The sequence below is a fragment of the Butyrivibrio sp. FCS014 genome (assembly GCF_000526935.1).
Classification (GTDB): domain Bacteria; phylum Bacillota; class Clostridia; order Lachnospirales; family Lachnospiraceae; genus Butyrivibrio.
The window spans coordinates 332,615-357,589 of sequence record NZ_JAHA01000006.1; the positions used below are offsets into that span (position 1 = coordinate 332,615).

General features: G+C 42.2%; 28 protein-coding genes. 25 read left to right on the forward strand and 3 right to left on the reverse strand.

What is annotated here, in order from left to right; translation table 11 throughout:
• The first annotated feature begins 28 nt into the window (after positions 1 to 28).
• The 6 genes from T456_RS0105270 to rpsI all read left to right on the forward strand — a co-directional run bounded on the left by T456_RS0105270 (position 29) and on the right by rpsI (position 4,377).
• Complete coding sequence (locus T456_RS0105270) at positions 29 to 880, forward strand: energy-coupling factor transporter ATPase (protein ID WP_024865241.1); 852 nt, start codon at positions 29 to 31, stop codon at positions 878 to 880.
• Positions 881 to 887: 7 nt separating this feature from the next.
• Complete coding sequence (locus T456_RS0105275; protein ID WP_024865242.1) at positions 888 to 1,733, forward strand: energy-coupling factor transporter ATPase; 846 nt, start codon at positions 888 to 890, stop codon at positions 1,731 to 1,733.
• Positions 1,734 to 2,540 carry an energy-coupling factor transporter transmembrane component T family protein gene (locus T456_RS0105280; protein WP_024865243.1) on the forward strand — a complete coding sequence of 269 codons (807 nt, stop codon included), beginning with the start codon at positions 1,734 to 1,736 and terminating at the stop codon, positions 2,538 to 2,540.
• A 16-nt stretch (positions 2,541 to 2,556) separates the two neighbouring features.
• Positions 2,557 to 3,324: a tRNA pseudouridine(38-40) synthase TruA gene (truA, locus tag T456_RS0105285; RefSeq protein ID WP_024865244.1), complete on the forward strand. Its 768-nt coding sequence runs from the start codon at positions 2,557 to 2,559 to the stop codon at positions 3,322 to 3,324.
• Positions 3,325 to 3,524: 200 nt separating this feature from the next.
• Positions 3,525 to 3,953 carry a 50S ribosomal protein L13 gene (gene rplM / locus T456_RS0105290; RefSeq protein ID WP_024865245.1) on the forward strand — a complete coding sequence of 143 codons (429 nt, stop codon included), beginning with the start codon at positions 3,525 to 3,527 and terminating at the stop codon, positions 3,951 to 3,953.
• Positions 3,954 to 3,978: 25 nt separating this feature from the next.
• The gene (rpsI, locus tag T456_RS0105295) at positions 3,979 to 4,377 is read left to right on the forward strand and encodes a 30S ribosomal protein S9 (protein WP_024865246.1); all 399 of its coding nucleotides are present in this window, start codon (positions 3,979 to 3,981) and stop codon (positions 4,375 to 4,377) included.
• 156 nt (positions 4,378 to 4,533) lie between these two features.
• Here the strand turns inward: rpsI and T456_RS0105300 are convergent, their stop codons facing one another.
• A complete protein-coding gene (locus tag T456_RS0105300; RefSeq protein WP_024865247.1) occupies positions 4,534 to 5,586 on the reverse strand; it encodes a tyrosine-type recombinase/integrase in 1,053 nt (350 codons plus the stop codon).
• A gap of 54 nt (positions 5,587 to 5,640) precedes the next feature.
• Entirely contained in the window at positions 5,641 to 6,168 is a 528-nt protein-coding gene (locus T456_RS0105305; RefSeq protein ID WP_049973101.1) for a helix-turn-helix domain-containing protein, read from the reverse strand.
• A gap of 159 nt (positions 6,169 to 6,327) precedes the next feature.
• Here T456_RS0105305 and T456_RS0105310 point away from each other — a divergent pair, with 159 nt between their 5' ends.
• The 6 genes from T456_RS0105310 to T456_RS0105335 all read left to right on the forward strand — a co-directional run bounded on the left by T456_RS0105310 (position 6,328) and on the right by T456_RS0105335 (position 11,058).
• Positions 6,328 to 6,564, forward strand: a complete 237-nt coding sequence (locus T456_RS0105310; protein WP_013280038.1) for a hypothetical protein — start codon at positions 6,328 to 6,330, stop codon at positions 6,562 to 6,564.
• Positions 6,565 to 6,693: 129 nt separating this feature from the next.
• Positions 6,694 to 7,668, forward strand: a complete 975-nt coding sequence (locus tag T456_RS0105315; RefSeq protein ID WP_024865249.1) for an AAA family ATPase — start codon at positions 6,694 to 6,696, stop codon at positions 7,666 to 7,668.
• Between the two features lie 107 nt (positions 7,669 to 7,775).
• The gene (locus tag T456_RS0105320) at positions 7,776 to 8,009 is read left to right on the forward strand and encodes a hypothetical protein (protein WP_024865250.1); all 234 of its coding nucleotides are present in this window, start codon (positions 7,776 to 7,778) and stop codon (positions 8,007 to 8,009) included.
• 207 nt (positions 8,010 to 8,216) lie between these two features.
• A complete protein-coding gene (locus T456_RS0105325) occupies positions 8,217 to 9,296 on the forward strand; it encodes a plasmid recombination protein (RefSeq protein WP_024865251.1) in 1,080 nt (359 codons plus the stop codon).
• A gap of 303 nt (positions 9,297 to 9,599) precedes the next feature.
• Positions 9,600 to 10,541, forward strand: a complete 942-nt coding sequence (locus T456_RS0105330) for a Fic family protein (RefSeq protein ID WP_024865252.1) — start codon at positions 9,600 to 9,602, stop codon at positions 10,539 to 10,541.
• A 214-nt stretch (positions 10,542 to 10,755) separates the two neighbouring features.
• Positions 10,756 to 11,058: an ArsR/SmtB family transcription factor gene (locus T456_RS0105335; RefSeq protein WP_024865253.1), complete on the forward strand. Its 303-nt coding sequence runs from the start codon at positions 10,756 to 10,758 to the stop codon at positions 11,056 to 11,058.
• A 27-nt stretch (positions 11,059 to 11,085) separates the two neighbouring features.
• Here the strand turns inward: T456_RS0105335 and T456_RS0105340 are convergent, their stop codons facing one another.
• Positions 11,086 to 12,123 (reverse strand): YeiH family protein, encoded by a 1,038-nt coding sequence (locus T456_RS0105340; protein WP_024865254.1) that lies wholly within the window; start codon positions 12,121 to 12,123, stop codon positions 11,086 to 11,088.
• Between the two features lie 127 nt (positions 12,124 to 12,250).
• Here T456_RS0105340 and T456_RS0105345 point away from each other — a divergent pair, with 127 nt between their 5' ends.
• The 13 genes from T456_RS0105345 to T456_RS21075 all read left to right on the forward strand — a co-directional run bounded on the left by T456_RS0105345 (position 12,251) and on the right by T456_RS21075 (position 24,912).
• On the forward strand, positions 12,251 to 13,135 hold the full coding sequence (locus T456_RS0105345) for a LysR family transcriptional regulator (protein ID WP_022780006.1): 885 nt from the start codon (positions 12,251 to 12,253) through the stop codon (positions 13,133 to 13,135).
• 65 nt (positions 13,136 to 13,200) lie between these two features.
• Positions 13,201 to 13,368 carry a hypothetical protein gene (locus tag T456_RS22340; protein ID WP_015550812.1) on the forward strand — a complete coding sequence of 56 codons (168 nt, stop codon included), beginning with the start codon at positions 13,201 to 13,203 and terminating at the stop codon, positions 13,366 to 13,368.
• A gap of 478 nt (positions 13,369 to 13,846) precedes the next feature.
• Entirely contained in the window at positions 13,847 to 14,620 is a 774-nt protein-coding gene (locus T456_RS0105355) for a PrsW family glutamic-type intramembrane protease (RefSeq protein WP_024865255.1), read from the forward strand.
• A 15-nt stretch (positions 14,621 to 14,635) separates the two neighbouring features.
• The gene (locus T456_RS0105360; protein ID WP_024865256.1) at positions 14,636 to 15,469 is read left to right on the forward strand and encodes a CPBP family intramembrane glutamic endopeptidase; all 834 of its coding nucleotides are present in this window, start codon (positions 14,636 to 14,638) and stop codon (positions 15,467 to 15,469) included.
• Between the two features lie 472 nt (positions 15,470 to 15,941).
• The gene (locus tag T456_RS0105370; protein WP_024865257.1) at positions 15,942 to 17,717 is read left to right on the forward strand and encodes a methyl-accepting chemotaxis protein; all 1,776 of its coding nucleotides are present in this window, start codon (positions 15,942 to 15,944) and stop codon (positions 17,715 to 17,717) included.
• Between the two features lie 239 nt (positions 17,718 to 17,956).
• Positions 17,957 to 18,106: a GNAT family N-acetyltransferase gene (locus T456_RS21885; protein ID WP_242835870.1), complete on the forward strand. Its 150-nt coding sequence runs from the start codon at positions 17,957 to 17,959 to the stop codon at positions 18,104 to 18,106.
• Positions 18,107 to 18,160: 54 nt separating this feature from the next.
• Positions 18,161 to 18,322 (forward strand): hypothetical protein, encoded by a 162-nt coding sequence (locus tag T456_RS22345; RefSeq protein ID WP_155838025.1) that lies wholly within the window; start codon positions 18,161 to 18,163, stop codon positions 18,320 to 18,322.
• A 67-nt stretch (positions 18,323 to 18,389) separates the two neighbouring features.
• The gene (locus T456_RS0105390) at positions 18,390 to 19,739 is read left to right on the forward strand and encodes an MATE family efflux transporter (protein WP_024865258.1); all 1,350 of its coding nucleotides are present in this window, start codon (positions 18,390 to 18,392) and stop codon (positions 19,737 to 19,739) included.
• A 129-nt stretch (positions 19,740 to 19,868) separates the two neighbouring features.
• On the forward strand, positions 19,869 to 20,348 hold the full coding sequence (locus T456_RS0105395) for a hypothetical protein (RefSeq protein WP_024865259.1): 480 nt from the start codon (positions 19,869 to 19,871) through the stop codon (positions 20,346 to 20,348).
• Positions 20,320 to 20,589 carry a helix-turn-helix transcriptional regulator gene (locus T456_RS0105400; RefSeq protein ID WP_024865260.1) on the forward strand — a complete coding sequence of 90 codons (270 nt, stop codon included), beginning with the start codon at positions 20,320 to 20,322 and terminating at the stop codon, positions 20,587 to 20,589. Before T456_RS0105395 ends, T456_RS0105400 begins: the two co-directional genes overlap by 29 nt.
• The gene (locus tag T456_RS0105405) at positions 20,586 to 21,296 is read left to right on the forward strand and encodes a hypothetical protein (RefSeq protein WP_024865261.1); all 711 of its coding nucleotides are present in this window, start codon (positions 20,586 to 20,588) and stop codon (positions 21,294 to 21,296) included. Before T456_RS0105400 ends, T456_RS0105405 begins: the two co-directional genes overlap by 4 nt.
• A 105-nt stretch (positions 21,297 to 21,401) precedes the next feature.
• Entirely contained in the window at positions 21,402 to 23,423 is a 2,022-nt protein-coding gene (locus tag T456_RS0105410; protein WP_024865262.1) for a GGDEF domain-containing protein, read from the forward strand.
• A 31-nt stretch (positions 23,424 to 23,454) separates the two neighbouring features.
• Positions 23,455 to 24,912, forward strand: a complete 1,458-nt coding sequence (locus T456_RS21075) for a GGDEF domain-containing protein (RefSeq protein WP_024865263.1) — start codon at positions 23,455 to 23,457, stop codon at positions 24,910 to 24,912.
• Positions 24,913 to 24,975: the final 63 nt, after the last annotated feature.

Here is a 24,975-nt window from a genome sequence, read left to right on the forward strand (position 1 = left end):
TAGTAAACTAAGCAAAGCCATGAAAAAAATGATACGTACGGACAAACTGGTATTTGAATATATTAGAAGAGATGAAGAAGGAAACGTGGAGGGAATCACCCGAGCAGTGGATGAGGTGGATCTTTCCGTGGAGCCCGGGCAGTTTATCGCTATTCTGGGCCACAACGGTTCCGGTAAATCTACTCTTGCCAAGCATTTCAACGCATTGCTTTATCCCACAGAGGGTGAAGTATATGTGGATGGAATGAACACCGACGATGGAGAGCATCTCTGGGAAATCAGGCAGGAAGCGGGAATGATCTTCCAGAACCCTGACAACCAGATCATCGGTCAGGTGGTAGAAGAGGATGTGGGATTCGGCCCTGAGAACATGGGAGTTCCCACCGAAGAGATCTGGGAGAGAGTGGACGAGAGCCTTAAGGCTGTACGAATGGATAAATTCAGGAAATCATCTCCGAACCACCTCTCCGGCGGTCAGAAACAGCGTGTTTCTATTGCCGGAGTTATTGCTATGCATCCAAAATGTATTATTATGGACGAGCCCACAGCCATGCTTGACCCCAACGGCCGCCGGGAGGTTATCCGGGCAGCCAGGGCGCTGAATCAGGTTGAGGGTATCACCATCATTCTTATCACCCACTATATGGAAGAGGTGGTGGATGCGGACAAGGTCTTTGTCATGGACAAGGGCAGGATAGTTATGGAAGGCACTCCGCGAGAGGTCTTTTCCCGGGTGGACAAACTCAAGGAGCTCAGGCTCGGTGTTCCTCAGGTTACACTTCTGGCCCACGAGCTCGCAAAGAGCGGACTTCCCATTCATGAGCCGGTGCTCACCAGAGCAGAGCTGGTAAAAGAGCTGAAGGCTCTCAAGGAGCGTTGAAGAAAAAGTGGCAATACTATTAAATCATGTTAACTACATATATGATGAAGATACCGCAATGGCGCATCCTGCGCTGATCGATGTCAGCCTCAACATTCCTGACGGGCAGTTTATCGGACTTATCGGTCACACCGGATCCGGTAAATCCACCCTGATCCAGCATATGAACGGTCTGGTTAAACCCACCAGCGGGCAGGTGCTGTTTGACGGCGAGGACATCAACGAGAAGGGATATGACAAGAAGGCCTTAAGAGCCAAGGTGGGCCTGGTTTTCCAGTATCCCGAGCATCAGCTCTTTGAGACCGACTGCTTCAAGGATGTGTGCTTTGGCCCCAAGAACCAGGGACTTCCCAAGAAGGAAGCGGAGCTTAGAGCCTACGAAGCCCTCAAGCAGGTTGGCTTTGATGATGAGTATTTTTACCAGTCCCCCTTTGATCTGTCAGGTGGACAAAAGAGAAGGGTGGCCATCGCCGGAGTTCTGGCAATGAGGCCGCAGGTGTTGATCCTTGATGAGCCCACAGCGGGCCTTGATCCCAAGGGCAGAGAGGACATACTGGGACTGATCTCCAGACTTCACAAGGAGACCGGGATCACCATTATCCTTGTTAGCCACAGCATGGAAGATGTTGCGGATTATGTACAGCGTATCATCGTTATGAACAGCGGCAGAGTGCAGTTTGACGGTGAGCCCAGGCAGGTATTTGCCCATTACAGGGAGCTTGAAGAGATAGGCCTTGCCGCTCCCCAGGTTACCTATGTCATGAAGGAACTTAAGGAAGCCGGATTTGACGTGGATGAAAATGCCACGACCCTTGAAGAAGCCAAAAACGAGATTTTAAGAGTGTTTAAATAAATGTTAAGAGATATCACTTTAGGACAGTACTACAGGACCGAGTCGGTGATCCACAAACTTGACCCGAGAGTCAAGCTGGTGGCTACCTTCGCCTTCATAGTATCCCTGTTCCTTGTCAAAAACTTCATAGGATATGTTATCGCATTTCTTTTCCTTGCTCTCTGTGTGAAACTGTCCAACGTACCGCCCAGGTTTATCTTCAGGGGCATGAAGGCAATCTTTTTCCTGCTGATCCTGACCATGGTATTTAACCTGTTCCTGACTCCGGGAGATCCGCTGGTTACGGTCTGGAAGTTCAAGATCACCAAAGAGGGAATAAGACTCGCGTTTATGATGGGAATAAGGCTGGTATTCCTCATTACGGGTTCATCCCTGATGACGCTGACCACCACACCCAATAACCTGACGGACGGTCTGGAGAGCCTTCTTAAACCACTTAAGAAGGTACATGTTCCGGTTCACGAGATATCGATGATGATGTCCATAGCTCTTCGCTTTATCCCCATCCTCATGGAGGAGACGGACAAGATCATGAAGGCGCAGATGGCAAGAGGTGCCGACTTTGAGAGCGGATCTCTGATGACAAGAGCCAGAAGCCTGGTGCCCCTGCTTGTACCGCTGTTTATTTCCGCATTCAGAAGGGCCAACGACCTTGCTATGGCCATGGAATCAAGGTGTTATCGCGGCGGTGAGGGCAGAACCAAGATGAAGCCCCTTATCTATCAGAGCCATGACTACATCGCTTATATTGCAATCCTGGCCTATCTTGTCCTTATCGTAGTGTTTGGCAGAATTTTGTTTGTTTGATACGGGAAAAGAGCTGATGGCAGAAAAACGAAGAGTTATGCTGGTGGTAGCCTATGATGGCACGGCCTACAGCGGATGGGCTTTTCAGACCGGCACTCACAATACAATTGAAGAAATGCTGAACAGGGCTATCTTAAGCCTTACCGGCGAAGAGGTGAGCGTTATAGGCGCAAGCCGCACCGATGCCGGGGTTCACGCCTACGGCAACATCGCTGTATTTGATACTGTCTCCACAGTTCCGGGAGACAGATTTTCTTTTGCCCTGAATAATATACTTCCGGAGGACATCAGAGTTACCTCCTCCATGGACGTGGCGCCGGATTTTCATCCCAGGCACTGCAATACTGAGAAGACCTATGAATACAGGGTTTTGAATACCAAAATGCCAAATCCCGTAAGGCGGCTTTACACCTATCATTTCAGTATGCCGCTGGATACGGAGGTTATGCAAAAGGCCGGGCAGTACCTTGTAGGTGAGCATGATTTCACCAGCTTTTGCAATGTGCAATCCCAGGCGTTGTCCCATGTTCGTATCATTAAGGATGTCTCGGTCAGAAGAGAAGGGGACGAGGTCATAATCAGCGTCACCGGAAACGGGTTTTTGTACAACATGGTCCGGATCATTGCGGGAACTCTTTTGCAGATAGGAAGAGGGAAGGGCAGTCCTTCGGACGTGACCCTTATGTTAGAGAAAAAAGACAGGGCAGCAGCGGGACCTACCGCGCCGCCGCAGGGTCTTTTCCTCATGGAATACAGGTTTGTTGACGGCATTCCAAAGCCATAAATACTTCTTGACAAAATTAAGTGCATCGTCATATAATATCTTACTGTGTGACAGATTGCATATTTTTATTGATCTATCAACGCAAGTGACATATTGATGTCCCGGTAAGCCTCAATATGTTCATATATAATGCAGGGATCAGGTGAAGGGTCCAGGCATAGGTAACAAATAAGTAATTGCTCTAATATGGAGGAAACACAATGAAAACATTTATGCCTAGTGCAACTACAGTAGAGAAGAAGTGGTATGTAGTTGATGCTACCGATATGACACTCGGACGTCTTGCTTCAAACGTAGCAAACGTTCTCAGAGGTAAGAACAAGCCCATCTACACTCCCAACATTGATACAGGTGATTATGTAATCGTAATCAATGCTGAGAAGATTAAAGTAACAGGAAAGAAGCTTGACCAGAAGATGTACTGGCACCACACAGAGTATGTAGGCCACCACAAGGAGGCTACACTCCGTCAGATGCTCCAGGATCATCCCGAGAGAGTTGTTGAGCACGCTGTAAAGGGAATGCTTCCTAAGGGATCACTTGGAAGAGAAATGTACGGCAAGCTCCATGTATATGCCGGTGCTGAGCATCCTCATGCAGCTCAGAAGCCTGAAACATTAACATTTTAATCGGTGAGTGAAGGAGAAAAATAACATGGCAAAGTCAGCTAATTACTATGGAACAGGTAGAAGAAAGAAATCAATCGCTAGAGTATACCTTCTTCCTGGCAAAGGAAATATAACAATCAACAAGAGAAGCATCGACGATTACTTTGGCCTTGAGACACTTAAGGTTATCGTTCGTCAGCCCCTTGTAGCTACTGAGACAACTGACAAGTTCGACGTTGTTGTAACAGTAAGAGGCGGCGGCACAACAGGCCAGGCAGGTGCCATCAGACATGGTATCTCAAGAGCTCTCGTTCAGGCAGACTCAGAGGAGTACAGACCTACACTTAAGAAGGCCGGCTTCCTTACAAGAGATCCTCGTATGAAAGAGAGAAAGAAATACGGTCTCAAGAAAGCTCGTAGAGCACCTCAGTTCTCAAAGAGATAATCTTTCGAGATTCAAAAAGAATTTACAAACCTCAGAAACTCAGTGTTTCTGGGGTTTTTCTTTTATCTATAATTGTATTCAGTTGTGGTGAAACGCAGAAAATTTTGTACCGTAAGCAGCGAGTAAACAGCAGGTAGACAGCAAAATTATCAAGTCTTAGATTTTATTTATTGCTTCTACCAGAGACTGAATATCAAGGTGTGTGTACACTTTCTCTGTCAGAGACATTGCTCCGGAGTGTCCTACGATTTTCTTGATCATTGTAGGATCCACATGAGCTTCCGCCAGCATTGATATGCAGGTGTGCCTAGTATCATGAGGATTGTGCTCCATACCAAGGTTTTCTATTAGTGGTGTCCAGTAGCTGTCTTTATAGTTCCTGTAGGTGAATTTTTTGTTGTCATCTGTGTGAAGAAGGTATTCACAGTCAGAGGATTCATACCAGGCTTTGTAGAATGGTAGAACCTTATCTGCTATAGGAACCTTTCTGATACCATTTTCAGTCTTACTTAGTATCACATCGAAATACTGTTCTTCAAGATGAACATTTTTCTTTTCCAAATCCAGTAGTTCAGATATTCTACAGCCGTTGTAAATCAGCATCAGTACTGTCTGGTAGAACGGATCATCCTTGAGTTCCCATAACCTGTCAATCTCAGCTTTTGAAAAGATATCTCTCTCAACCTTGTTTGGATTTTTATCCTTATACTTGAGGATATCTACAAATTCGGAATAGTCCTTGTTACAGATATCGTTCTTAAGAGCGTAATCGTAAAGCTGATTGAAAAGGACTTTGATCTTACGGAGTGTAGGATAATTTTTTCCGCAGGTATCAATGACATTCTGAAGCTCTGCCAGCCTTATATCTCTAAAAGTTTTGTTGTAAAGGGTGCCACATACGTTATATGAGGCTGTATACCCATGCACATTGGATTTAGAGATGGTAGGATACTTTGCTTCAGACCAGGCATTATATACGTCTGTGAATGTCATTTTGGCTGCTTTTGTATCAAATGGATTCTGATGATAATCTGATAGCATTTGCAATCCTTCCTGCTTGGTTTCAGCATATCCTATGACATTGTACGTCTGCTTTTTGGTACCTTTTTCCGGATCAATGGTCCATCCGGTGGTTACTCTTACCATATAGGGCTTTCTGCGTTTCCCGGACATTTTCATAACACTTCCATATCCGTTTGGTAATTTCAAGTATTATCGACCTCCTTTGATGCTCAGGTAATTTATGAAAAAGGGGATAGTCCCTTAATCACCTTTCTTATCGGGCAATGCTACATTTGCGTAGTATGCAAGTTCTGTTTCAAACCAGTGATTAAATCTATCTTCATTTGATAGGCCTTGTTCAAGGCTTTCTCGTTCATCTGCGTATCTTTCCAGAAAAAGGCAGAGATCTGCGTTGTTTTCTGCTATCTCATCGTTTCCCATGAATTTAAGGCTACAGCTCCACTCTTCAGTTTTTGGTGGGCGATTTACGTCTATATTGAAGTGAAGACCTGCTTTTTTATTTAATTCGTTTAGAACATAGAGGACATCTGAGAGAGTATCTAAAGTGATGTTCTTCTTCTGATATCCAATTAGTTCTGCTGGGGAGATATTAAGAATATTTGCGATCTCATTCAGTATACCTATTGAAGGTTCTATTTCACCGCTTTCATATTTCTGTACGGTACGCATAGTTTTGCCTAGCCTGTTAGCCAGTTCAGTCTGACTGAGGTGCTGAGCTTTGCGGGCCTGCTTAATTCTATTTCCAATATCAGATCTATTATTCATCATACTGACCTCCTTGTGTGAATTGTAACATGTAGTAATACGAATTGCAAGAACGTAATACGAATTATAAATACATATTTTGTGTTGACAAATGAATTACTAAGACGTATTATCAAAATACGAACTGATAATTCGTATTTTGAAAGAAGGGAGGTGAAAAGTATGGAAGACAAAAAGTTATATGTAGAACTACCAAGATTTACCGGTAGAAATGTTCCTATAACTGAGGTTGCCGAGGCAATGCACAAGGATGCACAGTTCGTAAGAATTGGAATCCAGCAGGGGATATTCAAATTTGGATATGCCATGAAGAAAGAGAATTCCAGTGAATACAACTACTATTGTCCAGACAGAAAGGTATGGGAAGAGATTGGATACTTTAGTCCAGAAGCAGTCTAAAATGAAAAAACTCTCTTGCTGGTAACAAGAGAGTGAATGAAAAGCCGGAGCTTTTGTAAATTCGATTAAATAAAGTATAGCAAGGGTTCCGGCCAAGTTCAACAAAAAAGTAAGATTGGAGGAATCAAAATGGAAACAAGCAAACCAGAATTAAAGCTTATCCAGATGTCAGATGTAGAAGCTGAAGAAGTTTCCTGGCTATGGTATCCGTTTATACCATATGGAAAGCTTACCATCATTCAGGGAGATCCCGGAGATGGAAAAACAACTTTTGTACTAAATGCAGCAGCGAAGTTATCAAAAGGAATTTCGTTAGATACAGGTCTGCAGAGTGAGGAACCAATAAACATCATATATCAGACAGCAGAAGACGGACTGGCTGATACAGTAAAGCCAAGACTTGAAGGTGCCGGGGCTGACTGCTCCAAAATCCATGTGATAGATGAGAGTGATAAATCGCTATCAATGGTAGATGAGAGAGTTGAACAGGCAATCATAAGGACTGGAGCAAAACTCTTGATTCTGGATCCACTACAGGCATATCTCGGAGGCGGAATGGATATGAATAGAGCTAACGAAGCAAGAGATATGACTAAGAAGCTGGGAGCTCTGGCGGAGAAGTACAAATGTGCAATCATCCTAATCGGACACATGAACAAGGCTTCCGGAAACAAGGCAGCTTATCGAGGGATGGGATCAATTGACTTCTACGCAGTAGCAAGAAGTGTCCTGCTGGCAGGAAGGATAGAAGGAGAACCGGAACTAAGGGCAATAGTCCAAATAAAGAACAACTTAGCAGCATTTGGACATTCAAAGGCCTTCAGATTATCAGAAAAGGGATTCGAGTGGATTGGAGATTATGAAATAACCGCAGACGAAGTTCTCGGAGGAATTGCACCGAAAGCGAATAAGCAGGAAAAGGCGATAGCTCTTCTGAGAGAATTGGCTGAAGACCATAATATGATCCCAAGTAACGAGGCAGTAGAACTGGCTAAAGAAGAGGATATATCAAAAAGAACTCTGGAAATAGCCAAAAACGAACTTGGAATAAAAGCCAGGAGAATAAACAATACCTGGTACTGGATATTAAAAGAAATCGAATGATAATCAAGACCGCAACAATGTAAGGTGCCTGAAGTTACACTCTTAAGATTGCAAGGTTGTAAAAAGACAAAGACACTGCATTGTTGCGGACTAGAAGAAAGGGACGAATGAAAAACGTACAGATATCACAAGAATTATTTATAAGGCTGGTACGATTACTAGTCTTTGAGTTTGACGAAGATACTAATCTGATCAAAAAAGAACTTGAAGACAAGATGGAAAAATTAGCAAGGCACGAAATCTATTCAAAGTTCAAGACAGCACCCACAGAAGAGGAGAAGGAAAAAGCTCGTCAGGACTACCTCGATATGGTGGGGATGCACAAGGATTTTAGATGGTGATTTCCCTTGATGGATTGAACGGGAGCGTGACACGCTCCGGTAATAATCAGCCAAGGAATGAATGATTTGGCAGGCGAGCGGAGCGAGCTTCCCCATAACGTGTCGTTATGGGTAACCCCCTATGGATAATGACATTACACATCATTATCCGGGGGCTCTCCGAGGGGCCTGCCGGCGGCAAAAAAATATTACGAAAGGAGTTTGTTTATGATAACAGTAACATTTCACATCTCATGTAAGAAACATTCGCTCACCAAAACAAGAGATGTAGTATCGGTGAGCAAGCATAATCTTCGATTATTTCAAAGTGAAGAGTATAACGAAGAAATGATCGAAGTGGAAGTCGGGAGTGAAGTAAATATTCTCGATGATGTAAAAGAGATTTATGAAAGGGAATTCTCTGAGGCACTGGCGGAATACAACAAAGGTAAAAGAAGTGACAGACAGATTCATGACTATCTGGAGTATGTATCCGAAAGTAAAAAGAATGATGTGGCTACAGAGGTAATTCTCCAAGTAGGGGATAAGGAATTCTGGTCAGATAAGACGAGGGAGCAGTGGAATGCAATGAAGCCACTCTTGAGAGAACAGCTTGAATATGTAAAAGAGATAGTTCCGGAATTCAAAATCGCATCGGCGGTAACTCACTTGGATGAGGATTCACCTCATATGCACGTAGTAGGAGTTCCGGTAGCAACAGGATACAAACGAGGACTAAGCAAACAGGTGGCAAAAACAAAAGTGTTTGATCAGGAGAGGCTAGAAAAAATACAAGATCTAATACACGATTTTGTAGAGCATCAGATGAAAGACCACCCGGAGATCTTTGGAGATGAAACCTTAAAGCCAAAGGAAAAAGGAAGGAATAGCGACTTCTCAAAAGAATTCTACTTAAGGCTAAAGCAGCAAGAATATGAAAAGCTGGAAGATAAGTGCCAGGAGAAAGAGACACAGATCGAAGCTTTGGATGATACAGCTAAAGAAATGAAGCAGGATATAGAAAGCAAAGTCGACCAATATGTGGACTCAGTAGTGAATTCGGAAATGAAGAAGGAATTCATGAGATACGCAACACTTGAAAATCCTAAGACTACACTGGGAAAATTAGTCTCGAAAGCCTTTAAAACATTCAAGGAATGGTGGGACAAGACTAAGAAACCTGAGGTAGCTGAAAAGGCTAAAACAAGCATTTTGCAAAAGCTAAGAGAAAGCCAGACGATAGTTGATCAGAGGAAGGAGCAGCAAAGTCCAAATCTTAATAGGAATAATCTAAGACCTGAGAGATGAATAACTGATAGTGCAATAGGCAGGGGCGTGAAAACGCCCTTGTTTTATGCACATAATATTGAACAGGATGGTAGATATAGGTATAATTATAAACAGTTGCTACAAAGAAAAAATTTAAGTATTTCTGAATAGATTAACTTTCAGTATTATAGACGATGTTAAGTCGGAGGTAATAATTCTTTTCGAGACATTTTAGGGAACTTTCCTTGCTGATTATCGAAAAAAGTTCCCTATTTTTTATTTGAACTTTAGGGAACTTTTTGATATATTTCTATTAGAAAGGTTCCCTAAAAGGAGAAATCGATGGATAATAAGTTGGAAACAATTAAGAGCCTATTGCAGGATAAAGCTGACCTTCAGGCCCGTCTAAATCTCATACCTTATGACGGCTCACCGGAAGTGAAGGAAAACTCCAGTGGCAAATACTTGTATATAAGAAAAAGAGTAAATGGAAAACTTACATCAACATATGTTGATGTTTATTCAGATAATCTGTATCAGTTGCTTCTTAGGAACGCTAGAGAAGCCAGAGAATTAAAAAAGAGTATTCGAAAAATAGATAAGCAGCTTGCAGAAGTTGGATATAGCCCTACTGAACTATCTGCAGATGTTGTTATGAATTTGGATTTCGCCAGAGCCAATATGAAATCAAATATCTATGATCAGGCTGTGTTGGAGGGAGTAGCAACGACCTTTCCACAGACAGAGGAAATATTGGAAAAAGGTATCGTCAATGGCATGACAGCAGATGATGTGCAAAAAATCCTGAATCTTAAGCATTCTTGGGAGTTTATTCTTGACCAGGATGTTATACAGGCTGAAACTGATTATCATTTACTTTGCCATGTAGCAAAGCTTGTTAATGAAGGATTTTTCTCTTATGGGGGAAAGATACGGAGTGTGCCTGTAACCATAGGCGGAACCAGTTATGTACCGCCTATTCCTATAGAGTCAATGGTTATAGAGAACATAAACGAAATAAGATCATCTGATAAGGTGGATATAGATAAAGCTATAGAATTATGCATGTATTGCATGAAAACGCAGGTCTTCGTTGACGGTAACAAAAGAGCTTCAGTAATATTTGCTAATCATTATCTTATATCCCATGGGCAAGGACTTCTTGTCATACCAGAGAAAGATGTGCCGGAGTTCAAGAAATTATTGGTTGCATACTATGAAGGTGAAGACATCAATGTGATAGCTACTTTTCTTAAAGAAAAATGCTGGAAACGGATGGACTAAAAATAAATTCTGTTATTTTATATTAACAAAATTTCCATAACTATGAAAAAATATGAATTGTGGAAGAAATGTTATCGTTTATATCCGAAGATAAATTGCCACGGAGGAGACAGAGTTTTAAAAGCTCTGTCTCCTTTTTGAAATAATACATTGACGAATATCTATGTATATGCTTTATCAACACATAGATAAACATCTATATAAGGAGAAGATTATGGCCAAATTAGACGAAGTGCTGATATGTAAGGCTCTTGGAGATCCCAACAGAATGGAAATAGTTCAGATGCTTTCTGATCAGGAGAAATGCGGATGTAAGCTTCTTGAAAAGTTTGATATTACACAGCCGACTCTCTCTCATCACATGAAGATACTTGTGGATTCGGGCTTGGTTAAAGACAGGAAAGAAGGTAAGTGGCACTACTATTCAATAAACACGGACATCATGAAGGAATTCTGTGGTTTTATAAAAACTCTCTGTAATGAAACCACCGGCAAGTGCTGTAAGGGAGAACCGTAATGTGGAACTTTATTCAGACTCAGGTCTTTACCATATTCCCATTACATGCTGCATCAAAAGGCAGACAACTGTTATTCCGATCCAGCAACAGCCGCCAAGCAAAATCGGCTTCCCACCTGATTTAATTAGTTTGATTATGTTACTGTTCAAGCCAATAGCAGCCATGGCCATTATTATAAAGAACTTGCTAAGTTCCTTAAGTGGCTTAAAAACATAAGAAGGGACACCTGCTCTCAAGCAAATAGTTGTGATAATTGAAGCAATCACAAAGAAGACTATGAACATCGGAAATGCTCTTCTAAAGCTAAAGCCATTTGTCGAACTTCCATCCTTTTTTGCTTCCCTTGCCCTCAGATACGCAAGTACCAGTGTAATAGGTATGATAGCCAGTGTTCTTGTAAGCTTGACCGTAACTGCCTTATCAAGAGTCTGATTCCCCAGGTTCCACATACTATCCCAGGTTGATGCAGCTGCGGTGACGGAAGAAGTATCATTAACTGCAGTTCCCGCAAAAATACCGAAAGTCTCTCCTGTTGTGATATCAAAACCTATAAGCTTTCCCAGCGAAGGAAAAAGAAGTGCTGCCAGCACGTTAAAGAAAAATATCACAGAAATTGCCTGTGCCACTTCATCATCATCCGCATCAATGACAGGAGCCGTAGCTGCTATTGCTGAGCCGCCGCATATTGATGAGCCAACTCCGATAAGAGTAGCTGTGTTTCCTTTGATATTCATAACCTTATGAAGAATCCATGATAGGATAAGCGATGTTGAAATCGTGCAGATAATTATAGGAAGTGACTGTTTCCCGGTCTGAAGAACGACCGAAAGATTCATACCAAATCCAAGGAGGACAACAGCCGCCTGCAGAATTATCTTTGATGTGAACTTTATTCCATCAGCCGCCTTCCCCTTGTCATTCCAGAACAGGGCTATTATCATGCCCAGAATGATTGCAATCACCGCTCCGCCAACGACAGGGAAGCGCTTTCCCAGGAGCCATGAAGGAACTGCAATAGTGAAGCATACTATTACTCCCATGTAATTCTTTTTCAAAAAATCCATCTCAAGACCTCTCTCTCTTTTTAATCTGTTCTTTCGTAGGTCTTATTATATTCTGTCTTTTGAAAAAGATAAAATTATATATTATTATATATCCATAAACATTTCTTATCGTTAGGGAGGACTGATTATGCTGGATTTCAGAATAGATACTTTCCTCTGCGTTTGCAGACACCTCAATTTCACCAAGGCGGCTAAGGAGCTGAATATTACTCAGCCCGCTGTTTCTCAACACATACATCATCTTGAAAATGAATACGGGACAAAGCTGTTTACTCAGGATGGAAAAAAACTTTTTCTAACTGACAACGGAAAACTCCTGTATAAAAAAATGAATCAGATAAAAAATGATGATGAAAGTCTCAAAGAAATACTTTCACAGAATAACCATGGCTTAAAAGACATCTCTTTTGGTGTCACCATGACCATAGGAGAATACATAATTGCTGATCCGATCAGTGATTACATAAAAAATCACCCGGATACTAATCTTAAGATTACATTTGGCAACACATCGGAGCTTCTTAAAAAACTCTCCGAGGGGGTTATAGATTTTGCACTTGTAGAAGGATATTTTCCTGAAAATGATTATGAAACGCTGCTTTTTAGCAAAGAAGAGTTTGTTTCTGTCTGTTCGGCAAAGCACTCTTTCACTCAGAAACCGCGCGTGATAAAAGATCTCTTTCCCGAGCGAATTCTTATAAGAGAACCCGGTTCAGGAACGCGCAATATATTAGAAAGAGCTCTTGCCTTGAACAATTACTCTACAAGTGATTTTAGGAATTTTATCCAGGTGGAGAACATGCATGCCATAATAAGCCTTATTGAAAAAGACTGTGGCATCACCTTTTTATATAAAGCAGCGGTTGCATCCGGACTGCAGTCCGGATATCTGAAAACAATCCCCCTTGACGACTTTAGGGTAAAACATGATTTTACCTTCATCTGGCCAAAAGATACTGTTTTCAGTGAAGAGATCCGTGCAATATGTGAGGAAATCCTACCGGTGGCATAAACATTTTAGTAAAATGAATAACGATAAGCATACCTATTCTTAAAAAAGCATTTAATGAGGAAGAGATGACCGCACTTGCATCATGGGACATATCAGATCTATGGGCGAACTGGCAGGGCGCATGTATCAATAGTGGAAGCATCTGGTTTAGGGATGTGGATACTGAAAAGAAAGAGTTTAAGATCGTTTCATTGTTTGATCTTAGAGAGGCTGGAGGAGAAATAACGGATTAATTAGAGCTGTGGGTACATTGTGAACCTTTGGTTTAAGTCCCGTGTGCTCCGCTAAGAAAGATATATCGGAAGATAATCTTACAACAGATAAAGATTTAATGAGCAGAAAGTAAAATCAGAGTATTATTTTTGATCGTGGTTATTAAAGTTGCCACCAGCCGCATACAGTAGCCCTGAGCTTTCTACCGTACGCAGCAGGTAAACAGCAACTCGTCCTAGAAATGCCACAAACACAGCACTTAGGACATTGAAAAAGTTCTCAAAGAGATGAGAATATCTGTTATGGCAGATTTCAGAAGACTCGGTACAATGTACCGGGTCTTTTTGCATCTATGCATTATTTATGGACTTTTAAGACTATCGCAAGACGGAATGTTGTAAAATTTAAAGAGGTATATAAAGCCTCGACGGAGCTAAGATAATCTGTACTGAACGATAAGGACACCTATTTAATGCAAATTAAGGAGGAGAATTATTCATGGACGCAAAAACAATTATTATTTCAATTATTGCCGCATTACTTGCCTTTGTTATCTGTGGATTTATCTATCAGCGAATGATCAAAAGGGAAGTTCCGGAGCCTATAGGGAAACTACAGGCAATCCTGCCGGTTGTTTTGGGATGTATTTGCGTACCGATTTCCGCCGGTTCCGGGATTGGGTTATTGGCCGTATTAAGGATCATCGGGATAGAGGGTGCAAAAATGCAGGCGCTATCGGCATCTTTCTTTACAGCATTTTTTATGGCTGGAGGCGTGGAGGAATTGTTTAAGTTTCTTGCAATCATCATAACGCTGTTTGCTCTGAAAAATAAGGTACGCAACGTTTATGAGTATATCCTCCTGGGAGCAGCGGTTGGCTTTGGCTTTACGTTTGTAGAGGACTTTACTTTTGGAGACTCGATTATTGTGTTACTAATCAGAACTCCTTTAGTGTTCACTCATATGACATTGAACATGATAATGGGAGAGTTTATAGGAAGAGCCAGGTACAACAAATTAAAGGGCAAAGGTCCGACTGCGCTGTACTGGGCTTTGGCAATCATCATTCCAACTGCTTTACATACTCTGTATGATGCCGGAACAATTTTTAACTATTCGGTTTTGAAGAATAGCGATTTTATTGTAGGTGGCATACTTGGCGGAGTAGCAATTTTGACAAATATTGTTCTTTTGATCTATGTGCTGGTAAGAGCCAAGAAGAACGCTGAAAAGTTCTCTGCTCTTTCTGTCTTACCTGAAGACGCGCAGTAAAAGAGGAGAATACCAATGCTTAAAAAGTACATTGAATTCATGAAAAGATCTCCACTGATTACTGCTGCGCTCTGCATAGTATATGTTGTCGTATGTTTCAAATCAGTGCCGACCCAGACGCATTTTCAGTTTTTCATCGTAAGAACGATGCTATGTGGAGCAGCGTGTTTTTTCCTGTATCAGATATCGGGAGACAAGACCCTTGCATCCAGCTATAATTCAACAAGTTATGTTTTGAAGTATTCTGTTGGATTTCTGATAGTAGCCTTTTCACTTGGCACTATTGCGTTGGTTTCAGATATAAGTGAAAAAAGGCCGCTTTTGCAGAATCCTGTTTTGGAGCTGTTTGTTGTGTTCCTCATGTATATGTCTGTGGGGCTTTTTGAGGAGTTGTCCTTCAGGGCTGTTGTCAACGATGCGATCATATATAAATTCAGGAATTGGAAATATGTATTTGTACTTGGGGCAGTTGTTTCCTCGCTTGTCTTTGGAGCAGTACATGTTTTAGGCGGATTTGATCCACTCTCAGCAATGGCTTGGGGACAGGCTGTTGGAAAAACTCTTGAAGCAAGCCTTTTCGGATTTGCTCTTCTGATACTGTACTGGAAAACAAGAAATATATGGGCATGCGGACTGGCGCACGGACTAAATGATTTTCTTACTGATTATACCTCTGGATTATTTATTCCCGAAGAGGGTCTTGGCTCCTATGTCCGGACGGGTGATGATGCAGCTAAATTACTTTTGGTCTATGTCGGACTGATAGTAATCAATCTGGTCTTTGTTCTGATCATATGGAAGAAAGTCGGTAAGACAATTGATTTTGAAAAGATAAGGCGCGAGTGGTAGGAGGCATTGTATGAAATGCAAGCGTTCCGAAGCAGGATGGGGACTATGGGATTTCGCAAGAAATCTCATATGAATGTGACTATTGAGAAGGCTTTATACTCAGATCAGTCTGGAAATGAAAGAATATGATGAAACAGAAAGATAGATCTGTTTTTAGGATGAAATAACAGAGTTGCTACCAGCCGCATACAGTAGCCCTGAGCTTTCTACCGTACGCAGCAGGTAAACAGCAACTCGCCTTACAAATGCCCAAAACAAGGCACTTAAGACAGTGAAAAAGTTCTCAAAGAGATAATCGATCTGCTATTGCAGATTTCAAAAGACTCGGTACAATGTACCGGGTCTTTTTGTGTTGTGTTTTTATGCATTTTTTATTTAATTTTATTAAAAAAATATTAAACGTATAACAGTGCATTATTTAGCTGTATAATGTATATGGGCGGATATTTATTATGTTGAAAGGAGTGTCGCTATGTCAAGGACAACTGAAAACAAGAAGAATAAGGTCAGTTTTTTCAAATCTATTCCGGTTCAGATTTTGTTCTTTAACATTCTGATGCTGGTAGTATTTAATGTGGTCAGCTACGTTGTAAATGATGGTATATCATCAATGTCTGACAGCGCTCAGGGCATCATTGCAGGAGTGACTGGGCTGGTTCATAAAGAGGGAACAGTTAAGGAAGATCTGGCTAGGATTGACGGAACGGTCCAGAGCGCACTGGGACTATGGTCATATTACACTGATGCTGATAAAGAGAGAATCGGAAGCGAGCTTAAATCCTACGAGAGCGAAGTGACCACTCTTGTAAAAGAAATCGGCGATGAGTTTACTATGTATGGCGATCCAAACGCAACGACGCAGCTTGATGCTTCGGCAAAAGCTCTTATTGGGAACGTCGATGAAGTGTTTAATATAATGATGACAACCGGAGATGGGCTTGCTGCATCTCAGATACTCACCGGAGATTATATGACCAACATGGAAGGCGTTAAGTCAGGCATGGCTACTCTCGATGCATCTATTGATTCTCTTCGGGAAAATGTTGTCGGATATATGGCACAGTCAAGAAGCAAGATAACAGTCATGAATGTGATTGGAATGGCAGTATTTATCGTATGTCTTCTCTTGAACTTATATGTATCATTCGTTCTGATTACAAAAGTTATCATTAAGATTTCCGATTCTGTTCAGGGAATCATAAACGATATAAACGATGGAAAAGGCGACCTGACAGCAAGAATAAATGTTAAGACAGGAAACGAGCTTGTATTTATCAGAGACGGTGTAAATGAGTTCATCGAAACACTCCAGGGTGTAATGAAGGATGTTAAGAACGGAACACTTATCCTTACAGATTCTGCAGATAAGATGACCTCACAGATCGCACTGGCTAACGACAATATCACAAATACATCCGCTGCTCTTGAGGAGCTCTCAGCAAGTATGGACAATGTATCAACTACAGCTTCTCAGATCAAGGAACAGCTTAATGATGTAAGAGATGCGGTTGAGAGCATCAATGAAGAGGTTGCTTCAGGAAAAGAGCGCGCAGGCGAGATCCAGAAGGAAGCAGATACCATCAAGAACGAGGCAATGCAGAAGAAAGAGAATACAGGTGCCAGAGTTGAGGCACTCAGTAAGACCCTTGATGAGTCAGTAAAGGAAAGTGAGCAGGTTAATCAGATCGGAGAACTTACCAAGGTTATCCTCGATATAGCTTCCCAGACAAACCTTCTTGCACTTAACGCCAGCATTGAGGCTGCAAGAGCAGGTGAAGCCGGCAAGGGCTTTGCGGTAGTTGCACAGGAGATCAGTGCACTTGCCGATAACAGCAGACAGACAGCCGGAAATATTCAGACTATAAGTGAGAATGTGACAAAGGCTGTTCAGGAGCTTTCGAATAATGCCATCGAGGTTGTAGATTTTATCAACAATACTGTTATTGCCGATTATGAAGCCTTTGTTGAGACAGGAGAGAAATATGAGAGTACAGCAGAGATAATGAATGAAATTCTTGAAGGCTTTACTGAGAAGGCAGACTCTCTTGATAACACAATGCACAGCATGGCAGACTCAATTCTTACAATCACCGATTCCGTTGAAGAGTCCACACAGGCCATCAGCCTTTCAGCTTCCAACTCTACGGAGATTGTGGGAGAAATTCAAGAAATCGGAGAGGCCATGGATAATAACAATCAGGTTACGAACAAACTTAGCGACAGTACAAAGAAGTTTATAAACGTATAACAACTAATAATTTTCAGAAAGAGGGACATTATGGCAAGAGTTAATCTCGTCACTACATATATTGTCAATAATACATCCGTGAATATGATTCAGGGGTTTGCTTTTGATATGTGTGATGGGGATAAGGCTATTTGTAAGAGATAGATAGTGCTTTATAACTGAAATGGCTTACAGAGCCTCATCAAGCGAAAGGTTTGATGGGGCTTATTTATTTCTTATCAAAACATCAGGAGGTGGCTATGAGAATAAAGGAGCAGGCGAAAGCGAATGGCTTTGAGCAGGTAGAGCTGGGAGTTTACAGCGATAATGACAGAGCAAGGCATATGTACAGGAAGATGGGATTCAGGGAATATGGGATGAATCCCAGAGCTTTCAAGCTAAAGGACTGAACATACCGAGATGAGATTATAATGGCAAATATATTTGAGTGAGGAGGAAGGCAAATGGCAAATCTAATAGTAGTATGTGGACCGCAGGCGGTGGGGAAAATGACTGTGGCTGAGAGCCTTAGGGATAAACTCAGGTACAACATGATGATGAATCATGATAGTATTGAAATGTCAGATAGAATCTTTGGATTTGATACTCCTGCACAAAGGGAATAGCCTGGATACTTAAATGATCTTAACTATTAAATAATTAACATCAAGAGAAAGGCCAAAGAGAGCGGCCATGACAAATACAGAACAGACCACACAAAATATGACCTCAGGAAACAGTATGAAACAGATCATACTGTTCTTTTTGCCCTTATTATGGGGAAATCTTTTCCAACAACTATATAGTCTTGTGGATAGCATTATAGTTGGCAAGGGAATCTCGGATCAGGCGCTGGCCGCTGTTGGGGCAACCGGGACACTTAACTTCCTTATACTTGGATTTGTTGTGGGGATGACCAGAGGATTTGGCATAACCTTTGCCCAGAGCTTTGGAAAAAACGATATGGCTATGCTGAATGCATACATCAGAGCAGCCAAGAAGCTCAGTATCACGTTTGGAATAGCCTTTACTGTTGTATGCGTTTCTTTGCTCAATAAGATGCTGACGTTCTTGAACACTCCTGAAGATATCTTTGACGATTCGTATAGATATTTTGCTGTGATCTTATTGGGAATTGTAGTGACGGTTATGAATAACCTTGAGATTACAATTCTCCAGTCAATGGGAGATTCCAGAACGCCCCTCACTGCTATGATCTGTTCATCACTCGTGAACATCATGCTTGATATTATTTTCATAATGGCCTTTGGCACAGGAGTTGTCGGAGCAGCAGTGGCAACAGTGGTCTCTCAGTTTGTATCATACCTTTTGTGCCTTAAAAAGCTTAGAACCATCGATTTTATGAGTCTGGGAAAAGACACGTCAGAAATAGCAGATGAAAAGAATATATTGGTTGAACTGATGAAAATAGGACTTCCTGTGGCACTTATGAATTCGGTCACAGCTGCAGGGGCCATGGTATTGCAGTACTTCGTAAATCTTATGGGAAGCGCATATGTGGCAGCCTATTCAGCCTGCATGAAATTTGCATCACTCTTTGAGCAGTTCGGAATGTCCGTAGGTCTTTCCATGATGACCTTTGTGGGGCAAAATAAGGGCGCTGGCAAATATGACAGGATACGCACAGGAGTAAGACAGGGCCTGATGCTCTCTACACTTGTGAATGTGCCTATATCGCTCCTTATGATATTTGTGCCCGGAAGCCTGGCAAGGATGCTGCTGACTGACAACATGATAATCGGTTATTGTACCGATTTCATGCCGATCATGGGAATAAGCTTTTTTGCCCTGGGCTGGCTTTTTGTATACAGATACTCTGTTCAGGGGTTGGGCAATACCTTTATACCAATGCTCTCAGGCGGGCTCGAAGTCATTATGAGACTGATCTTTGGCTTTTTGGTAGGAAGGAACGGATTTAAGGGAATTGCCATTTCTGAAGTATCTGCATGGATAGGCGCTTTTCTGATGCTCATGGTGACATACTATTGTTTAATTGGCAAAAGAACTAAAGCAATAGCATAAAGTTGCAATAAAAGACTCCCTGGATTTTTCATCAAAAAGGTACTATATCATTCCTTTGTTACCTGTGGTAGTGTCATGTTAGAACAACCGATCAATAAACGACCTGCACATTTACAAAGGAGATTTCTAATGAAAAAGAATATACGCGTGGTTTTACTTTTTGAACTTTTGCTTTTTGCGGTAGTATTTGCACTTTTGATCGTCGGAGGCGGCTTGGGCCTTTCGGCTGTAGCATGGTTCCTTGATTTTCCGTCCCTCATCGTAATTCTTCTGATCCTTATTCCGGGGCTCATTATTATGGGAGAGTGGAAGGATTTCGCTAAGTCTTTTTCCGTGGGAATAAAAAGCTACAGGCTTTTAGAACTCAAGAACATAATTGAGGCAGTGGATGCAGCCCAGAAACTGACGGTATTTGCGGCACTTTTTTCCATAATCATCTCAGGCGTGATTGTTATGGGGCATCTTGATAATCCCGAGACCATCGGCCCTAATCTTGCTGTTTGCTTCCTCTCCGGGCTTTATGCGGTACTGATTGAATTTCTCCTTCTGCCCCTGAGACTTAATGCCGAGCGGAAGATGAATGAAGAAATGGACATGGAAGATGAATGATACCGGAATCACAAAAAAGAGATATCTTGAGGTGGCCGGCAGATTCGGGCTTACGAAGAGGGAACTTGAGCTTGGATATTTAAAGGTATCAGGGTTCTCCAATCGAAGGATAGCGTATATGCTGGGAATTTCGGAGCAGACTGTGAAGAACCATTTCACCAGCATATACGAAAAGGCCTGGGTCCCCGGACGAAAGGAGTTCAAGGATTTGTTTACAGAGGATGACCAGGAGCCTTTATGAATAGAACCGGGAAAAGAGCCATCATTACAATTATACTTATCAATATCGCGCTGGTAGCTTTCGCAATCTGCGGCAAGCTGCTCAGCCGGTTTGACTATGAAGACCATCTCGATGAGATGGTCATTTCTATTGATGACAATGCCGTAACATTAAGGGAATTCGGCTATTATATCTATGAGATAGAGGCCTTCGTCCAAAACCAGGCCCTTCTTTATGATCCTGAGAATCCAAAGCACTGGTGGAACACGCATTTTTCCGCAGGGGTGGATTCTCAGTTTGTATGCGACTATGCAAAAAAGGTTACTATAAACACCTGCATTATGGATGAAATCTACAGTCAGGAAGCTATGGCCGCAGGAATTGTTCTAAGCAGCGAGGAAGAAGCCAAGGCTGAGAGCGAAGCCCGGGAGATGCTCTCCGGAATGAAGAAGGAGCAGCTTGAGGCAACGGGCCTTAGCGGTGAGCTTATCCTAAAGATAAAGAAAAAGCATACCCTCGCCTCAAAGTATGCGCAATACCTTGTGGAGAACAGGGACCTTACCGGATACTCAAGCGCCCTCCGGGCCCGGCAGGAGCTTGTAAACTGGGATGGCGAGTACTATCAGGAAGAGATCCTGCCAAACCATACTGTTACCATGAATGATAAAGTTCTGGGTAAGATAACTCTGGGAAGGATAACTGTAAATATGCAAGAGGAGGATGATTGACCCTTTGGTCCGAATGATGATCCAGACCATTAAATATTTATAAAATCCCTTTTTATTTGACGTTTTTACGGTTATCATTATAAGCAGGAGGCTTATAAAAAAGGGATGTATTATTCATTAATTGCCTTAGTTGCTCTGGTAGTGAATTTAATACTGAACTGGAAATATATCAGGCTGATTTTTTCCAAGGCTGATGCGAAGAGTGAAGATCAGCGGATAGGGATTCGCTACAGCCATTTTTTGCATGCGGCAAACCTGTTCTTTCTTGCAGAGATAGGATGGGGAATTTTCTACGGAAATCGTGATAAGCCCGGGTTTTTTACTGCTATATATTGCAACACCATCTTTTATTTCATATTCATGCTTCTGACCATATTAACATGGTCGCGATACATAGTGGCATATCTTGACAAGAACAGCATCCGCTTCAGGGCGCTTACCACCGGTGCCTGGATAGCGTTCATACTGAGCCTTGTCTGTCTGATGCTCAATCGCTTTTACCCCTTTATTTTTTCATTTAATGAGGCACATGAATACATAGCGGAATCGGGAAGATATCTGGTGTTTACATATCTTTCCCTTACCTATCTGATCACTTTTGCATATATGCTGGCTGCAGCAGGAAAAGCTACAGGCCGCCAGAAGATAAGATGCATGGCCGTGGCATGTACAAGTGTCGCTCTGGGAATCTCCATGTTTTTCCAGATCCTGTATTCCTATTATCCGCTGTATGTGATCGGACTTTTGATTGGAATTTGTACTGTACATTCCATTGTTGAAGTAGGAGAGAAGCAGGATAAAGAGATCCAGGATCGTATCGCACAGGTTATGGCAGAAGATTATATTGCCATATATTATATCGAAGTGGCTTCGGGAGAATATCTTGAATATGCCGGAAGGCAGAAGGACTTTATGGATATGCCCTCCTCGGGAAAAGACTTTTATGCGGCCTTTAAGTCCAATATCGCACAAAATGCATTTGTTGATGATGTAGAGCCCGCTACCGTCTCTTTTGAAAAAGAGACGATTTTAAAGAACCTTGAAGGCAGACGGTCATTTTCCTGCAAATACAGGTTTATGGTATACGGAGAGCCCAGGTTTTTCCTTATGACTTATATGTATGCCGGAGACGATAAGCGGCATATGGTTCTTTATGAGAAAGATATTAACGACGAGCTTATGGCAGAGAAAAAGCGCAAGGAGAGCCAGAAGAAGACCATTACCTTTACCCAGATCGCAGAGAGCCTGGCTTCCAACTACGATGAGATCTACTATGTGGATATGACGGATGACTCTTATGTGAGCTATGAGTCCAACAATATCTACGGACAGCTGGAGATCAGCAGATTAGGCAAGGATTTCTATGGCGAATCCCTGGTCAATATCCCTCAGGTTATCCATAAACAGGATCAGGAAAGTCTGCTTGCGTTCATGGATAAGGACACAATGATATCAGGCCTTGAGGAGAGCAAAGCCCGCAGTATCGATTACCGCCTCGTAATAGACGGAAAAGCACGGTACGCCAGAATGATCGTCAGAAAGGCGAGTGACGGAACTCACTTTATCATCGGTGTAGAGAATATCGATAATGAGATCATGAGAGAGAAGCAGCACCTTAAGGCCTTAAAGACCGAGAAGGAACTGGCAAGGCGTGATGAGCTGACAGGCACCAAGAACAAGACTGCCTACAAGGAGCTTGAGACTTCGGTGCAGACAAATATAGAAAACGGCATGGATTATCTGCCCTTTGCTCTTGCAGTATGTGATACCAACAATCTGAAAATGATAAATGATACCCTCGGCCATGCTGCGGGAGATGAATATATAAAGGCCTCTGCCAAGCTTTTGTGCGATACCTTTGTGCACAGCCCTGTATTCAGGATAGGCGGAGATGAATTTGCAGTATTCCTTAGAGGGGATGACTATGTAAACAGACTGGAACTGATAGATAAACTGAAAAAACGTGTTCTTAAGAATAAAGAATCAGGAACCGGACCGATTCTGGCTGTCGGTATTTCGGATTATAATCCGGAAAAAGACACTTCGGTTTCCGATATATTTGAGCGCGCCGATAAAGAAATGTACGAGAACAAGCAGAAGTTAAAAGAGACAGATAAAAAAGCCTGAGCGTTTCCGGCCAAAACAAAATATGCCAAATATGAAGAAAAAATACTTTGTTTCCATTAAAGTGAAAATGTCCATAGGCGTTGCCGTTATATGCCTTTTTATTGGCGTTCTGGCTGTGCTTTTGATGAATCAGATAGCAGAGGACATTGTAGCCAACGAGTACACCAGCAAAGCCGAACAGATATCAAAGGCTGTGGTAAACACGCTTGATCCCGTCAGGGTCAAGGTTCTTACCGATGATGTCATGGATATATACAAAAATGTGGATGTTGTCGTTCCAAGTACCCAGTGGGGGTCCGATGCATGGAATGAGTATATGTCAAACTATTCCGGAATTGAAGAACTTCCGGTATTTGAACAGCTAAGGAACCACCTTCGTCTTTATCAGGATATTTTCGATGTCAGCTGCATCTACATGATGGCTTTTAATGCAGCAGATCACCATGCCGTGTACATCGTGGACGCGGCATACGTAGATGAATGCCCTCCGGGAGTTGTGGACTCTTTTGACGATGGTTTCTGGCCTGACGAAAGCGGCTATATTCCAACAACCATTACCAATGAAGAAGTGTATGGCGGGCTCGTTTCTGCAGGGTATCCTGTCATAATTGACGGTGATATCATCTCCTACCTGTGCGTAGACATCTCCATGAACGAGATCAGGCAAAAGGAAAACGAATATGTTTTTGTGACTGCAGCTATCATGATCCTTGTCACAACCTTTGTCCTTGCGATAGCCCTGATACATGTGAACAATTATATTATCACTCCGATACTGACACTTTCGGATACCGCCAAGAACTACTGCTCCACGGACAGTGGTGCGGTTCACCATGCCTTTGAAAGGATAACCTACGACAACAATGACGAGATGGCTCAGCTGATAAATTCCCTCAAGCAGATGGAATTTGGGATGAATGAAAATATCGCTGCGCTGATGGATACCAGAGGAGCTCTTAAGATAACGGAAGAAAAAGCAAATACCATGGAAGAGCTGGCAATTAAGGATTCTCTTACAGGTGTCTGGAACAGACTGGCTTACGAAGCAGAGGTCAGCAAGCTTAATGAGGAGATTCTTGACGGCTTTACTGAGTTTGGCATTTCAATGATCGACCTCAATGAATTAAAAACAATAAACGACACCTACGGCCATGAGAACGGCAATACCTACATAATAAGGCTCAGCAATCTGATATGTGACGTGTTCAAAAGGTCAAAGGTATTCAGAATAGGCGGAGATGAGTTCGCAGTCATATCAAAGAACAAGGATTTCAGGAATATAGATAAGCTCATAGAGGATTTCTATGACAGACTTAGGCTCATGCAGGAGGACAGCTCTCTTAAGCCCTGGGAAAAGGCTTCAGCTGCCCTGGGATTTGCAAGGTTTGATGAATCCGCAGATAAGTCCGTAGACGATGTTTTCAAGAAGGCTGACAGGGCCATGTATGATAAAAAAGCATCAATGAAGGCCGGAAACAAAACTGACTAAACCATCGGATTATGGCATATTCTTCTGTTTCGGTGTAATATTATAAAGGGGGAGAAACAGGAG